Annotated in this window: 12 protein-coding genes; 8 read left to right on the top strand and 4 right to left on the bottom strand. The window is 69.1% G+C overall.

Annotated features, from left to right (window positions below):
* Nucleotides 1–75: 75 nt before the first annotated feature.
* Nucleotides 76–447 (top strand): multidrug efflux SMR transporter, encoded by a 372-nt coding sequence (locus tag NJD74_RS16965; protein ID WP_319624643.1) that lies wholly within the window; start codon nt 76–78, stop codon nt 445–447.
* Nucleotides 444–764, top strand: a complete 321-nt coding sequence (locus tag NJD74_RS16960; RefSeq protein ID WP_019184628.1) for a multidrug efflux SMR transporter — start codon at nt 444–446, stop codon at nt 762–764. Before NJD74_RS16965 ends, NJD74_RS16960 begins: the two co-directional genes overlap by 4 nt.
* A gap of 6 nt (nt 765–770) precedes the next feature.
* Here NJD74_RS16960 and NJD74_RS16955 read toward each other — a convergent pair whose 3' ends face one another.
* A complete protein-coding gene (locus NJD74_RS16955) occupies nt 771–1604 on the bottom strand; it encodes an isocitrate lyase/phosphoenolpyruvate mutase family protein (protein ID WP_102789302.1) in 834 nt (277 codons plus the stop codon).
* A gap of 123 nt (nt 1605–1727) precedes the next feature.
* Between NJD74_RS16955 and NJD74_RS16950 the strand changes: the two genes are divergently transcribed.
* On the top strand, nt 1728–1928 hold the full coding sequence (locus NJD74_RS16950; protein ID WP_019184625.1) for a hypothetical protein: 201 nt from the start codon (nt 1728–1730) through the stop codon (nt 1926–1928).
* 21 nt (nt 1929–1949) lie between these two features.
* Here the strand turns inward: NJD74_RS16950 and NJD74_RS16945 are convergent, their stop codons facing one another.
* Genes NJD74_RS16945 through NJD74_RS16935 form a run of 3 tightly spaced genes read right to left on the bottom strand, consistent with a single transcriptional unit; the run spans nt 1950 to nt 4154 of the window.
* Nucleotides 1950–3089, bottom strand: coding sequence for an MFS transporter (locus NJD74_RS16945; RefSeq protein WP_319624642.1), 1140 nt, complete (start codon nt 3087–3089; stop codon nt 1950–1952).
* A gap of 25 nt (nt 3090–3114) precedes the next feature.
* Nucleotides 3115–3897 (bottom strand): DeoR/GlpR family DNA-binding transcription regulator, encoded by a 783-nt coding sequence (locus NJD74_RS16940; protein WP_319624641.1) that lies wholly within the window; start codon nt 3895–3897, stop codon nt 3115–3117.
* A complete protein-coding gene (locus tag NJD74_RS16935; protein WP_319624640.1) occupies nt 3894–4154 on the bottom strand; it encodes a hypothetical protein in 261 nt (86 codons plus the stop codon). Before NJD74_RS16935 ends, NJD74_RS16940 begins: the two co-directional genes overlap by 4 nt.
* A gap of 350 nt (nt 4155–4504) precedes the next feature.
* On the opposite strand from NJD74_RS16935, the gene glgA reads away from it, so the two are divergent.
* The 5 genes from glgA to treY are packed head-to-tail and all read left to right on the top strand — an operon-like array spanning nt 4505 to nt 14471.
* Nucleotides 4505–6064 carry a glycogen synthase GlgA gene (gene glgA / locus NJD74_RS16930; protein WP_319624639.1) on the top strand — a complete coding sequence of 520 codons (1560 nt, stop codon included), beginning with the start codon at nt 4505–4507 and terminating at the stop codon, nt 6062–6064.
* Nucleotides 6061–8301: a 1,4-alpha-glucan branching protein GlgB gene (gene glgB / locus NJD74_RS16925; RefSeq protein ID WP_319624638.1), complete on the top strand. Its 2241-nt coding sequence runs from the start codon at nt 6061–6063 to the stop codon at nt 8299–8301. Before glgA ends, glgB begins: the two co-directional genes overlap by 4 nt.
* Nucleotides 8298–10034, top strand: a complete 1737-nt coding sequence (gene treZ, locus NJD74_RS16920) for a malto-oligosyltrehalose trehalohydrolase (RefSeq protein WP_319624637.1) — start codon at nt 8298–8300, stop codon at nt 10032–10034. The genes glgB and treZ overlap by 4 nt, the downstream gene beginning before the upstream one ends.
* Nucleotides 10031–11923, top strand: coding sequence for a 4-alpha-glucanotransferase (locus NJD74_RS16915; protein ID WP_319624636.1), 1893 nt, complete (start codon nt 10031–10033; stop codon nt 11921–11923). The genes treZ and NJD74_RS16915 overlap by 4 nt, the downstream gene beginning before the upstream one ends.
* 1 nt (nt 11924) lies before the next feature.
* Nucleotides 11925–14471: a malto-oligosyltrehalose synthase gene (gene treY / locus NJD74_RS16910; protein WP_319624635.1), complete on the top strand. Its 2547-nt coding sequence runs from the start codon at nt 11925–11927 to the stop codon at nt 14469–14471.
* Nucleotides 14472–14475: the final 4 nt, after the last annotated feature.

Here is a 14475-nt window from a genome sequence, read left to right as displayed (position 1 = left end):
CATCCGCCATCCCGGCCGATGCCCCGGTGCCCGGCATTCCGCCGGCGCGCACCGGCCGCAATCAAGGAGCTTTCCATGCACACACAGGTGCATTCGCAACCCCGTGCCCGCGGCGGCCTGATCGCCTGGGCCTGCCTGACCGTGGCGATCGTCGCCGAAGTGGTCGGTACCTCGTTCATGGCCGATGCCGCCCGTCATGGCGGCTATGTGGGCTATGCCGTGATGGCCGTGGCCCTGGCCATTTCGTATTACTTCCTTGCGCTGTCGGTGCGAGGCATCGCGGTCGGTGTCGCCTACGCGGTATGGGAAGGCCTCGGCCTGACCCTGCTGACCCTGGTCGGTATTTTCGTGTTCAAGGACAGCCTGTCGGTGCAGCAGATGTTCGGCCTGGTGATGGCGGCGGTCGGCATCGTCTGCGTCACGCTCGGCGAGGAGCACACGTCATGAATCTCACCGCCTTTCTGTTCGTGGTCTGCTCGGCCCTGATCGACATCGCCGCCAACATGATGGTCGCCAAGTCCGATGGCTTCCGTAAGCCAGCGTGGGGCGTCGCCGCGATCGTGCTGGTCTGGATCGCGTTCGCGATGCTCGGCCAGGCGGTCAAGACCCTGGACCTGGCCACCGCTTACGCGATGTGGGGTGCGATCGGTGTGATCGGCACCGCGCTGTGCGGGCGCGTGCTGTTCGGCAATCGTCTGCGCCCGATCGGCTGGGTGGGCATTGCGCTGGTCACCGCGGCGGTGGTGGTGCTGTCCAGCCACTGATCCCGCTCAGCGGAACAACTGGTTCAGCACCGTGCCGGAGGCCGCGTCCGCGAAGCCGTCGAAGCGGCCTTCGTCCTTGAGCAACTGCGAGGCGCGCATCATCCCGCCCCAGGCAGTACGCGCCATCGCACCGCCAACGCTCACCCGGCGCACGCCCATGGCGGCAATGTCCTGCAGGGTGAACGGCAACGCGCTGCCCACCAGCAGGTTGACCGGTCGCGGTGCCACTGCGGCCACCACCGCCTCGATCTGCTCGCGGGTGCTGATGCCCGGTGCGTAGAGGCAGTCCGCACCCGCCTCGGCATAGGCGCGCAACCGCGTGATCGCATCCTCCAGGTCCGGGCGGCCGACGAAGAAGTTTTCGGCACGGCCGATCAGCACCACGTCCTCTCCGGCCTCGTCGATCGCACGGCGCGCCGCGCGCACCCGGGCCACGGCATCGTCCAGCGTGCGCAGCGGATGGTCCGGGTCCGGGCTGGCGTCTTCGATGGAGATGCCAGCCACGCCCGTGGCGATGGCAAGGGCGACGTTGCGGCCGACCTCCTGCAGCGTGCCGAAGCCATCGCCGAAATCGGCGTTCAACGGCAGCGGGGTCGCGGCGGCGAGGGAGTGGAGATGGGCGAGCGTTTCCTCCAGCGTCAACGTGCCATCGGCCTGGGCCTGGCTCCACGCATAGCCGGAACTGGTGGAGGCCAGTGCCTGGAAACCGAGGCTGTGCAGATAGCGTGCGCTACCGGCGTCCCACGGGTTGGGCAGCACGAAGCAGCCGTCATCGTGCAACGCGCGGAAGGCCGCGCGGCGCGGGCGGGGGTCGAAGGACAGGTCCGTCATCGTGCGCATCCGGTAAACAGTGGCCTGATGGTAACGCCCGCCGCTGCCACGCCCATGCTGCGCTTGCCCGGGTGCCTTCTGCGTGCAAGTCTGGGGCTGCGCCGGGCCGCCGGCGCAGCCAAGGAGGCGCGCATGCTCGAGGTGATCGATCTGCTGTTGGCCCCGCTGTTCAGGATCAGCCCGGTGCGGTATCTGCGCGATCCGGCCTACCGCCAGCGCATCCACCGCGAACAAGGCAAGGCCGGGCGCTATCGCATGATCTTCCTGATGCTGCTCGTACTGGCCGCGATCGCACTGTTGGCGCTGGTGATCCTCGCGCGCTACGGGCGTTAGCGAGGAACAGTCAGGGCAGTCTCAGGCGCGCACCCACCGCGCGCACAGCCCCACCAGCACCAGCGTCACCGCCACCGCGCTGAAGGCGAACACCAGGCTGCTGGCCTGCGCCACGAAACCGATCAGTGCCGGGCCGGCCAGCACACCGGCATAGCCGAGCGTGGTGATCGCCGGGATGGCCAGGCTTTCCGGCATGACCTTCTGGTTGCCGGCCATCGAGAACAGGGCCGGCACGATGTTGGCGCAGCCCAGGCCGACCAGGGCATAACCGCACAGGGCCAGCGGCATCCAGGCAGCGAACGTTGCCAGCGCGAAGCCCGACGCCGCGACCAGGCTGCCGATCAGGATCGAACGATGGCGGCCGAGCCTGGCCACCACGCCATCGCCGACGAGACGGGTCACGGTCATCGCGATGGCAAAGGCCAGGTAGCCCAGGCCGGCGCGCGAGGGATCGACCTGCTGCACTTCATGCAGGAACACCGCGCTCCAGTCCAGCACCGAGCCTTCGGCCAGGAACGCCACGAAACACAGCACCCCGATCGCGAGCACCACGCCGTGCGGCACCGCGAACATCGGCGCATCACTGGGGGCCTTGTCGGTCCGCCAGTGCGGCAGCGAAAGGGCCAACAGCGCGGCCATCACCGCAGACGCCAGCAGGCAGGCCAGCCACGGCGGCAGGTGGAACGCGAGCAGGGCGGTCATCGCGCCGGCACCGACGGCACCGCCGATGCTGTAGAAGGCGTGGAAGCCGGACATCATCGGCCGGCCGCTGTCGCGCTCGACCATGATCGCCTGCATGTTCATCACGCAATCGCAGGCGCCCACGCCGGCACCGAACACGAACAGCACCAGGCCCAGGGTCAGCGGCGAGGGCGCGACGACAAGCAGGGGCAGGGTGGCGATCACCATCACCAGCGTGGCGATCATGACCGCGCGGCAGCCGTGGCGTGCGGCGAGCATGCCGGCGATCGGCATCGCCAGCAGCGAGCCGGCGCCCAGGCACAGCAGCACCAGGCCCAGTGAACCTTCATCCAGCCCGGTGCGGTGCTTGGCGAACGGGACCAGCGGCGCCCAGGCAGCGGTGGCGAAGCCGGGCAGGAAAAAGGCAGCGCGGGTGGCGTGCTGCTGCCCGCGGGCGGCAACGGAAGAGAGCGGGGTCATTGGTCTGGAGATTCCTGGGAAAGTGTCAACGGCGCGAGGCGAGCTGGATATCCACGCCGCGACGGACGAATGCGTCGATCTGCGGCGCAGGCGCATCGGCTTCGAGCACAAGCACATCGATGTCATCGACGGTGCCGATGCGATGGCGCGCCTGGGCGCCGAGCTTGTCGTTGGTGGCCACCACCACGCAGCGGCTGCTGGCGGCCAGCATCGCCCGCTTGAGGGCGGCTTCTTCGCCATCGACTGCCCACAGCCCCTGCTGCGCATCCACTGCGCAGGTGCCGATGAAGAACAGATCCACGCGTAGTCCGCCCATGGCCTCCAGTGCCTGCGCGCCCACGGTGGCGCCGATGCGAGGGTCAAGGCGGCCGCCGATCAGCGTGACCTCGATGCCGCCGCGCGCCATCAGGGTGAGCGCGATATCCGGTGCATTGGTCAGAATATGCAGGCCTTCCAGTGCTGGCAGGCAGGCGGCGATGGCGCTGTTGGTGGAACCGGCATCGAGCAGAACGGTGTCGCCGGCCCGGATCTGAGCGGCGGCCTCGCGTGCCAGTGCCTGTTTCTGCGTTTTCTGCACGGTTTGGCGGGCACTCAGCGGGGGAAAGTCCGGGGTTGCGGGCAGTGCGCCGCCATACACCTTCCGGCACAGGCCCTGCTGCGCGAGATCGCGCAGATCGCGGCGGATCGAGTCCTCGGAGACCTGAAGGTCCACTGCCAGCTGGGCCGAAAGAACCCGGCCGTGTTGCTGGAGCAGGCCGAGGATGGTCTGCTGGCGTTCGCTGGGGAGCGTGTCCGGGGCGGGTGTCATGGCGAAAGCGGCCTGTGCTGCGTCTGCGTGTTGATGCACATTCTATTGAAGTGCGCATGAACGTGCAAATGCCCGGAGCAGCCGCATTCAACCGCCTTGCTCGCGGGTAAGCCCGCCGGTCGAACATGACCTTCGCTGGCGTCGCTGGCCTCTATCGACTCTGGCGTCGCTGCCATCGTTGGCGTCGCCGCCGTCGCCGCCATCACCGCGATCACCGCGATCAACGGCACGGAGATCTGGAGAATGTTCTGGGTCACGACATTGGTTTGATCCAGAACCAGAAGGCATGTCGATATGCATTGCGCACCGCACTCGCCAACGGTAGGTGCGCACACGGTTTCATCGAATCTGAAAGATTCATCGAGTGCAACGCGCGCGGCGTGCAAGGCGTTGTGGACCGTTTTCGGCAGCGACGTCCCGCGTAGTCAACAAATCGTCGCCGAGGGTTCACAGTCCATTGATTCAGCGGGAGTGTAGATTCGATCCACAGGTCGAGGTTGTGTCTCCGACCGATTCTTTTTCCAGGCAGATCACGCTTCGTCCTGTGCGTATCACGCGCGGGACGGCGAGTGGCTGCGCCATGCCTCCCCCGTTGAGTCTTCCCCCAATGTCCGCTCGCAATCGCACCCGTGAGGTCTCCGCCGCCAAGGCCGAGGCCCTGGTCAAAACCGATGCCCTGCATGCGCGCCGGCGCCGCATCACGCAGACCGTCGTGCCTGGCGACCACATCGAACGTGCCAGTAACCGCGACCATCGCGTGTTGTTCGTCGTCTCGGAGATGGCCGACTACATCAAGGCCGGCGGCCTGGGTGATGTCGCCGCCTCGCTGCCGCGTGCGCTGCGCGACCGCGCGGACATGCGCGTATTGATTCCCGGCTATCGCGAGGTGCTCGAGCGCACCGGGCCGATCCAGGTGATCGGGCAGACCCCGGCGCACGCGGCGTTGCCAGCCTGCGTGATCGCACACACCGTGCTGGACGACGGACTGCCGGTCTACGTGCTGATCTGCCCGGAGCTCTATGAACGCGACGGCTCGCCGTACGTCGACGCGGCCGGGGAGCCGTGGGCCGACAACGCGGTGCGCTTTGCCACGCTGTCGCGCGCGGCGGCGGTGATCGCCGCAGGTGAGGCCGGCATGGACTGGACGCCGGGCCTGCTGCACCTCAATGACTGGCCGTGCGCGCTGGCCGCAGCCTACGTGCGCTGGTCGGGCAGCAAGGCCTCGTGCCTGCTCACCATCCACAACCTGGCCTATCAGGGCCTGTTCCCGGCCAGCCTGGCCGCGGACCTGGGCATCGCCGAGGCGCAGCGTGAAGCGCTGGATTTCCACGGGCAGCTGTCCTTCCTGCGCGGCGGCATCGTGCATGCCGACCAGGTCAATACGGTCAGCATCAGCTATGCCGCGCAGATCACCGCGCCGGCGGAGGGCTGTGGTCTGGACCGGCTGCTCTCGCGCCGTGCAGCGCTGGGGCACCTGAGCGGCATCGTCAACGGCATCGACAGCAGCTGGGACCCGCGCACCGACCATCACCTGCCGGTGCACTTCAGCGTGCAGTCCTGCGAAGGGCGCGACCACAACGCGCGCCATGTCCGGCGTGCGTTCGGCCTGCCCGAAAGCCGGGGCCCGCTGTTCGCGGTGGTCTCGCGGCTGGTCCACCAGAAGGGCCTGGACCTCACCTGCGACGTCGCCCCGCAGATCGTGGCCGCCGGTGGCCAGCTGGTCATCATCGGCGGTGGCGAGCCACAGATCGAAGCGCAGGTGCGTGAACTCGCGCGCCGCTATCCGGGTAGCGTCTCGGCCTACATCGGTTTCGATGAAACGCTTGCGCGCCGCATGTTCGCCGGCGCCGACTTCCTGCTGATGCCATCGCGGTTCGAGCCGTGCGGCCTGAGCCAGATGTACGCCCAACGCTTCGGCTGCCTGCCGATCGCGCACGCCACCGGCGGCCTGATCGATACCGTGGACGATGGCGTCACCGGCTTCCTGTTCAACGGCGCCGAAGCCGATGCGCTGCGCCGCTGCGTGCAGCGTGCATTCCGCACCTTCCGTCAGTCCGGGCTGATGGCGGCGATGCGCCGCGCGGCGATGCTGCGCCCGAGCGGCTGGGATATCGCCGGCACGCATTACCTGGATCTTTATCAACGCACCACGGAAGCACGCGCATGAGCACGCAATGGGAACTGGATGCCGGGATCGAGCCCGGCGGTGAGAGCGTGTCCGCAGCGCCATTGGCCGAGGCGGCGTTGTTGCCGGCGCGGGCGTCGATTGCCGTCGGCGCGCCTGGCGATGCCTTCGCGCTGCTGGGCCCCCACCGTGATGCCACCGGTGCCTGGCGCCTGCACGTGCTGTTCCCGGCCGCACTCGCGGTCCTGCGCCGCGACGCGGCCGGCCACTGGCGGCCGATGGCCGCCATGGGCGAGGGCATCTTCGAGGCGCCCATCGAGGGGCCCGTGGTGAGCCTGCTGCGGGTCGATTGGGGTGGCGTGCAACAGGAGATCGAAGACGTTTACGCCTTCGGTCCCGTGCTGGACGAGGACGCGCTGGCCGGCATCGCCGCCGGCGACCCGAACAGCATCCGCGTGGCGCTGGGTGCACACCAGGCACAGCAGCAGGGCATCGATGGCGTGCGTTTCGCCGTCTGGGCCCCGAACGCGCGCCGTGTTTCGGTGGTGGGCGACTTCAATGGCTGGGACGGGCGGCGTCACCCGATGCGGTTGCGCCATGGCGCTGGCGTGTGGGAGATCTTCCTGCCGCGCGTGGAGGCCGGCGCGCGCTACAAGTTCGAGATCACCGCGGCCGACGGGACCCGGCTGACCCACAAGGCCGACCCGATGGCCCGCCAGTCCGAGCTGCTGCCGGGCACGGCCTCGGTAGTGGCCGATGGGGCGCAGCGTGCATGGCAGGACGACGCCTGGATGCAGGCGCGCGCATCGATGGATGACCGCGCGATCTCCATCTATGAAGTGCACGCCGGTTCCTGGCGGCGCGGTGACAATGGCGACGTGCTCGACTGGGACCAGCTCGGCGACCAGCTCATTCCCTACGTGACGGGCCTGGGCTTCACCCATATCGAACTGCTGCCGGTCAGCGAGCATCCGTTCGGCGGTTCGTGGGGCTATCAGCCGCTCGGCCTGTACGCCCCCACCGCGCGGCACGGCGGGCCGGACCGTTTCGCACGCTTCGTCGATCGCTGCCACCAGGCTGGACTGGGGGTGATCGTGGACTGGGTCGGCGCGCATTTCCCGTCCGATGCCCATGGCATGCAACGCTTCGACGGCACCGCGCTGTATGAGCACGATGACCCGCGCCAGGGCCTGCACCCGGACTGGGACACGCTGATCTACAACTTCGGCCGCAGCGAAGTGACCGGCTTCCTGATCGGCAGCGCACTGGAGTGGATCGAGCGGTTCCATATCGATGGCCTGCGCGTGGATGCCGTCGCCTCGATGCTGTATCGGGACTACAGCCGCGAGGACGGGCAGTGGATCCCCAACGCGCACGGTGGCCGCGAGAACCTGGAAGCGATCGCCTTCCTGCGCGACCTCAACGATGCCATCGCCCGGCAGGCACGCGGCGTGCTGGTGATCGCCGAGGAATCCACTGCGTGGCCGGGCGTGACCGCCCCCAGCGGCGAGGGCGGGTTGGGCTTCACCCACAAGTGGAACATGGGGTGGATGCACGACACGCTGAGCTACCTGGGTCGCGACCCGATCCATCGCTCGCATCATCACAGCCAGATGACCTTCAGCGCGATGTACGCCTTCTCCGAGCAGTTCGTCCTGCCGCTCTCCCACGATGAAGTGGTGCACGGAAAGGGATCGCTGCTGGGCAAGATGCCCGGCGACCGCTGGCAGCAGCTGGCCAACCTCAGGGCCTACCTCGGTTTCATGTGGGCCCACCCGGGCAGCAAACTGCTGTTCATGGGCGGCGAATTCGCGCAATGCACGGAATGGAACCACGATGCCCAGCTGGACTGGGCACAGGCGTCCGAGCCGGCACACGCGGGCGTGGCGCGGATGGTCGGCGACCTCAACCGGCTGCTGCGCGAGCTGCCGGCGCTGCAGCACGGCAACCGGACCGAGCAGGGATTCGAGTGGAGCGTTGGCGACGATCACGTCAACAGCGTGCTCGCCTTCATCCGCCACGATCCGCGTGGGAGCGCCGGCCCGCTGCTGGCGGTCAGCAATTTTACCCCGATGGCGCGCCACGGCTATCGCGTAGGGGTGCCGCACGCCGGGCGCTGGCAGGAAGTGTTCAACAGCGACAGCCGTTTCTACGGTGGCAGTGACATCGGTAACCATGGGCAGGTCGATACCCTGCCGATCGCGATGCACGGGCACGCGCAGTCACTGGCCTTGACCCTGCCGCCACTGTCCACCGTGTTCCTGCAGGTGGAGGGGTGACGGCGGGAGAGCGATTCGGCGCCTGGCGGCAGCCTGGAGGTGACCATGTCTTCCGTCTCTGGGCACCGGCCGCGCAGTCCGTGGAGCTGCTGCTCGACGGCGAGGCGCTGCCGATGCAGGCAGCCGATGACGGCAGCTACTGGATCCGGCTGGCGTGTGCAGCGGGGGCGCGCTACCGCTACCGCATCGACGGGACGCTCAGCGTTCCCGATCCGGCCTCGCGCTGGCAACCCGAAGGGCTCAACGGCCCCAGTGCCGTGCTGGACGAAGATGGCCATGCATGGCAACACGCCGATTGGGCGGGCAGGCCGTGGGAGGAAGCCGTCCTCTATGAAGTGCACGTGGGTGCTGTGGGCGGCTACGCCGCGCTGCAGGCGCAACTCCCGGCACTGGCAGCGATGGGCATCACCGCTCTTGAACTGATGCCCCTGGCCACCTTTCCGGGTACGCGCAACTGGGGCTACGACGGCGCATTGCCCTACGCGCCGGCCGCGGCCTATGGCAGCCCGGACGAGCTCAAGGCGCTGATCGACCACGCGCATGCGCTGGGGCTGATGGTGCTGCTGGACGTGGTCTACAACCACTTCGGCCCGGAGGGCAATCATCTGCCGCAGTATGCGCCCGCGTTTTTCCGTGACGACGTCACCACCCCGTGGGGTGCGGCGATCGACTTCCGGGAACCGCACGTGCAGCGCTTTTTCATCGACAACGCGCTGATGTGGCTGCGCGAGTACCGGTTCGATGGCCTGCGCCTGGACGCCGTGCACGCGATCCAGCCGCCGTCGTTCCTCGCCCAGCTGCGCGAGGCGATCCAGACGCACGGGCCGTCGCACCAGGTGCACCTGATCCTGGAGAACGAGCACAACACCGCCTCGCTGCTGGCCGATGGTTACACCGCGCAGTGGAATGACGACTTCCACAACGCGCTGCACGTGTTGCTGACCGGCGAAACCGAGGGTTACTACGCCGATTTCGCGGCCAACCCGACCGCACAGCTGGCGCGGGTGCTGGCCGAGGGGTTTGCCTGGCAGGGGGAAGTCAACCGCCTGGGGCACCGGCGGGGCGAACCCAGTGCGGGGCTGTCGCCGGCGCACTTCGTGATCTTCGCGCAGAACCATGACCAGATCGGCAATCGCGCCTTCGGCGACCGCCTGCAGACACTGGTGTCGCCCGAGCGGCTGCAGGTGGCGCTGGCGCTGACCGCCCTGACACCGATGATTCCCTTGTTCTTCATGGGTGAGCCATGGGGCGCGCGCGAGCCTTTCCTGTTCTTCACCGATTTCGATGCGCCGCTTGACCAGGCGGTACGCGATGGACGCCGTGCCGAGTTCAGCCACTTCAGTGCCTTTGCCGATCCGCAGGCGCAGGCCTCGATCCCCGACCCGAATGCCCTGGCGACCTTCCAGGCGTCGCAGGCGCCGCTGCCGTCGGCCGAAGCACGTCAGCAGAACCCGTGGCTGGCGGCCTTCCGCAGCGTGCTGACCCTGCGCTGGCAATATCTGGTGCCGCAATTGCGGCACGCACGCAGCCTCGGCGCGAGCGTGCTCGGCGACGGCGCGGTACGCGCAGGCTGGCAACTGGGCGATGCCCAATGGTGGCTGGCCTTCAACCTTGGCCAGACCGCCGTGCTCGCCGATCTGCCTTACGGCGAAACCGTGCTGCAACTCGGCGAGGTCGGGCACGGCCAGCTGCTGGCACCGGCCGCGCTGCTGGTGCGGCGCGTGGCGGCATGAATGCCACGCCCGCGCTGGCCAGCCTGGCCGAGGCCGCCGGGCTGCTGATCCGCTGGGAGGACGTGCACGGCACGCCGCGCATCGTCGAACAGGACACACTGCAGAGCGTGCTGGACGCATTGGGCTGGCGCGCGGGAACACCGGCGCAGTGCCAGCAGAGCCTGCAGCATTGCCTGCACGAGCGCGCCGTCCCGTCGCTGCGCACCGTGCAGCTCGGTGAGCCCCTGCTGCTGGACGTGGACGGCGCGGGCGAGTGGTGCGATGAACGCGGACACACCATGCCGGCGACGCGGGCACGACCCGGTGTCTGGGTAGTGCCGGAGCAGCCCGGCTACTGGCGCCTGCGCGTCGGGCAGGATGAGCATGCCGTGGCAGTCGCGCCGACGCGCTGCTTCAGCGTGGCCGATGCCACCGGTCTCGCCGAGCCGCGCAGCTGGGGCGCGGTGCTCCAGGTATACGCCGCGCGCCGTGCCGGAGATGACGGCATCGGCGACAGCAGTGCTGCGCAGCAGTGGTGTGAGCGCATTGCCGCCGCCGGTGGCGATGCGGTGGCGCTGAGCCCGCTGCACGCCGCGGGCCGGATCGATGGGTCCTTCAGTCCCTATTCGCCGAGTGACCGTCGCTTTCTCGAGCCGGTGTATGCCGGCACGCTGGAGGAGTGGGACATTGCCGAGGACGATGCGCCGGACCCGACGCCGGCGGATGGCCTGATCGACTGGGCCGGCGCGGCGGCACGCAAGTGGCATCGCCTGCAGCAGTCGTACCAGCGTTTCACCCAGGCACCAGAGGCACTGCAGCGTGATCTGCGTGGCTTCGAGCAGGAGGGCGGCGCCGCACTGGCCGCGTTCGCACGATGCAACGCCGCCGCGATGGGCCAGCGCGATCCAGCGTTGCAGGTGCATGCGCAATGGCGCGCTGCGCGCAGCTGGCAGCAGGCGCAACGCCGCGCGCAGGAGGCCGGCATGGCACTGGGCCTGATCGCCGACCTGGCGGTCGGCTTCACCGCTGACGGCGCCGAGGCGGCCGCGGCTGCCGACACCGCCCTGCGTGGGCTGGTACTGGGTGCACCGCCGGACGCCTTCGCCCCTGACGGACAGGTCTGGGGCATCAGCAGCTACTCGCCGGATGGATTGCGCCGCAGCGGCTTTGCGCCGTTCATCACCCTGCTGCGCGCCGTGATGCGTGACCGGGGCGGGGTGCGTATCGACCACATTCTCGGCCTGCAGCGGCTATGGGTGGTGCCACACGGCGCGGGCTCCGGGCAGGGGGTGTACCTGCGCTATCCGCTGGCCGATCTGCTCAATCTGCTGGCGCTGGAATCCTGGCGCAACCGCTGCATTGTCATCGGCGAAGATCTCGGGGTCGTGCCGCCCGGGATTCGTGACACGTTGGCCGCGCGCGGCGTGCTCGGCATGGATGTGCTCGCCTTCACCCGCGCGCCGGACGGCGACTTCCTGCCGCCGGCGCAGTGGCGGCGCGACGCCGTCGCACTGACCGGCACCCACGATCTGCCGACGCTGGAAGGCTGGCAACACGGCGATGACCTGCGCTGGCGGGCGCGCCTAAGCGCAGCGCCCGCCGCCGATACCGCGCAGGCCATGGCCGCGCGGCGCGAGGACGTGGCGCGGCTGGCCCGCGCGGTCGGCACCGATGGCGCTGCGCCGGATGCCCTCCGGCTGGCCGCGCTGCGGCAGGTCGCCGCCAGCCCGGCGCCGTTGGCGTTGTTGCCGGTGGAAGACGCGCTGGGCCTGCGTGGCCAGGTCAATCTTCCGGGCACGGTCGCCGTCCACCCGAACTGGCGCCAGCGCCTGCCATCCCCGTTGCCGTTGCGGACGCTGGACCGTTCGCTGCAGCAGTTCGCCGCGGCCCGCCGCCGCCAGGAGCATTGAGATGGTTCCATTCCGCGCCACCGCCCGCCTGCAGCTGCACGCCGGCTTCGATTTCGATGCGGCCCGCGCGCAGGTGGATTACTACGCTTCATTGGGCATCAGTCACCTGTACCTGTCGCCGATCGCCAGCGCGGTGCCCGGTTCCACGCATGGCTACGACGTCATCGATCCCACCACGGTCAATCCGGAGCTGGGCGGGGAGGCCGGATTGCAGCGTCTTTCCGATGCCGTGCGCGCACGCGGGATGGGCCTGATCCTGGATATCGTGCCGAACCACATGGCGGCGCACCCGCTCAATCCGTACTGGGCCGATGTGCTGGCCCACGGCAAGGCCAGCGCGCATGCCGGCTGGTTCGACATCGCCTGGCGCGCACCGGGGCGTGACGGCAAGCTGTGGCTGCCGGTGCTGGATCGACCGCTGTCCAGCGCGATCGCCGACGGCGTGCTCACCGTGCAGCGCGCCGCCGACGGATCGGCGGGCGTCGCGCACCACGGCACCGTGTATCCGCTGGCGCCCTCTACCTGGGCCGCAGGCGGGTCGGAGCTGACGGCACCGGCCCTGGCCGGCGTTCTGGCGGCGCAGCCGTACCGGCTGGCGTGGTGGCGCAGTGGCGATGACCGGATCAACTACCGTCGCTTCTTCACCATCGCCTCGCTGGTCGCGCTGCAGATGCACCGCCGCGATGTCTTCGAGACCGTGCACGCACTTCCGCTGCGCCTGGTGGCGGAGGGACGGGTGGATGGCCTGCGCGTGGACCACGTGGATGGACTCCGCGATCCGGCCGGTTACCTGCACCGGCTGCGCGCAGCGCTGGATGCTGCCGGCGCCCGCCGTGGGCTGTCGCCTGGCGCGCTGGGCCTGTGGGTGGAGAAGATCCTGGCGCCGGATGAAGCCTTGCGGGCGGACTGGCCGTGCGATGGCACCACCGGCTACGACTTCATGGACCAGGTCGGTGCATTGCTGCACAGCGGTGCCGGCGGCAACCCACTGACGCGGCACTGGCAGCAGGTCACCGGTGATCCCCGCAGCTTCCGCGAGGTGGAACTGGAGGCCAGGCGCGACGTGCTGGAGCAGGGCCTGCGGGCCGAATTCGATGCTTTCGTCGCGCGCCTCGTCCGCCTTTCGCGCCTCACCGGCGGCATCGCCGCCGATTTCGGCAGGCCCCTGCTGGCGCGCGCGGCGTTGTCCCTGTTGAGTCACTTCCCGGTGTACCGCAGCTATCTCACCCACGCGGCCCCGGGCGCCGAGGATCGGCGGCTGTGGCAGCAGGCCATCGAGGCGGCCATCGCCGGCAGCGCGCCGGATCAGGTGGCTGCGATCGAGCAGGTCGCCGCGTGGGTGCTGGCGCCGCCATCGCAGGAGGATGACCCGGTGCTGCATCGCCGCTGCCTGGCGCTGCGACAGCGGGCCCAGCTGCTCAGCGCGCCGCTCAACGCCAAGGCAGTGGAAGACAGCAGCTTCTATCGGCATGCGCCGCTGTTGTCCCGCAACGAGGTCGGCAGCCATCCAACGGTACTGGGTGTGTCGGCACCGCGTTTTCATGGGTTCATGCGCGCCCGCCACGACCAGCACCTGCGCAGCCTGCTTGCCACGGCCACGCATGACCATAAACGCGGCGAAGACGCCCGGATGCGATTGGCGGTGGTGTCAGCCTGGCCCGAATGGTGGCTGCGCCAGGTGCGTCGCTTCGAACGGCTCGCAGCGTCCCTCGGTGCCGGTGCACTGCACGCGGCGGACCGCGAGATGCTGTGGCAGACACTGGTCTCGGTCTGGCCGGCCGAGGGCGGATCAGGCGCTGATCTCGCTGCGCGCGTGGTGCAGTGGCAGGCCAAGGCGCTGCGCGAGGGTGGCCAGCGCAGCAGTTGGGGCCATCCGGATGAGGCTTACGAGTCGTGCGCGGCGGCCGTGGTGGAAGCATTGATCGACAGCGAGGCCGGGCAGCCGTTCCGCGCGGCCGTGCAGGACGTCGTGGCGCGCATCGCGCCGGCCGGAGCGCGTTTCAGCCTGAGCCAGACCGCGCTGCGGCTGAGCGTGCCGGGCGTGCCGGATCTGTACCAGGGCACCGAAGGCTGGGATCTGTCATTGGTGGACCCGGACAACCGGCGGCCGGTGGACTATGCGCTGCGTGGCCACTGGCGCCGGGATGGGCGTGCGTGGCCGGTACTGCTGCAGGGGTGGCGCGATGGCGTGGCCAAGGCGCGCCTGGTGCAGACCCTGCTGCAGGCCCGGAGCAGCGCCCCGGAGCTGTTCGCGCTGGGCGGCTATGTGCCATTGCCGACCACGCTGCCCGAACGCGTGCTGGCCTTCGCGCGCGAACACGGCGCGCAGCGGCTGATCGTGGTCGCCGCGATCGCCACCACCGTGCGTCCCGCGCAGGAAGTCACGGCGGCGTTGCCTGCCCGGTTCTGGGGCACGGGCCGCGTGACGATTCCGCAGGGGCGCTATCGCAATCTGCTCACCGGCACGTCGGTAGAAATCACCGACCCCGATATTTCCCTGCGGGCGCTGTCCGATGGCAGCCCCGTGACCCTGCTGATCAACGAGTGAAGCA

It is taken from the genome of Stenotrophomonas sp. RG-453 (assembly GCF_033843685.1).
GTDB lineage: Bacteria > Pseudomonadota > Gammaproteobacteria > Xanthomonadales > Xanthomonadaceae > Stenotrophomonas > Stenotrophomonas bentonitica_A.
The sequence above is the reverse complement of the archived record's forward strand: the minus strand, read 5'-3'. Positions and strand labels throughout refer to the sequence as shown.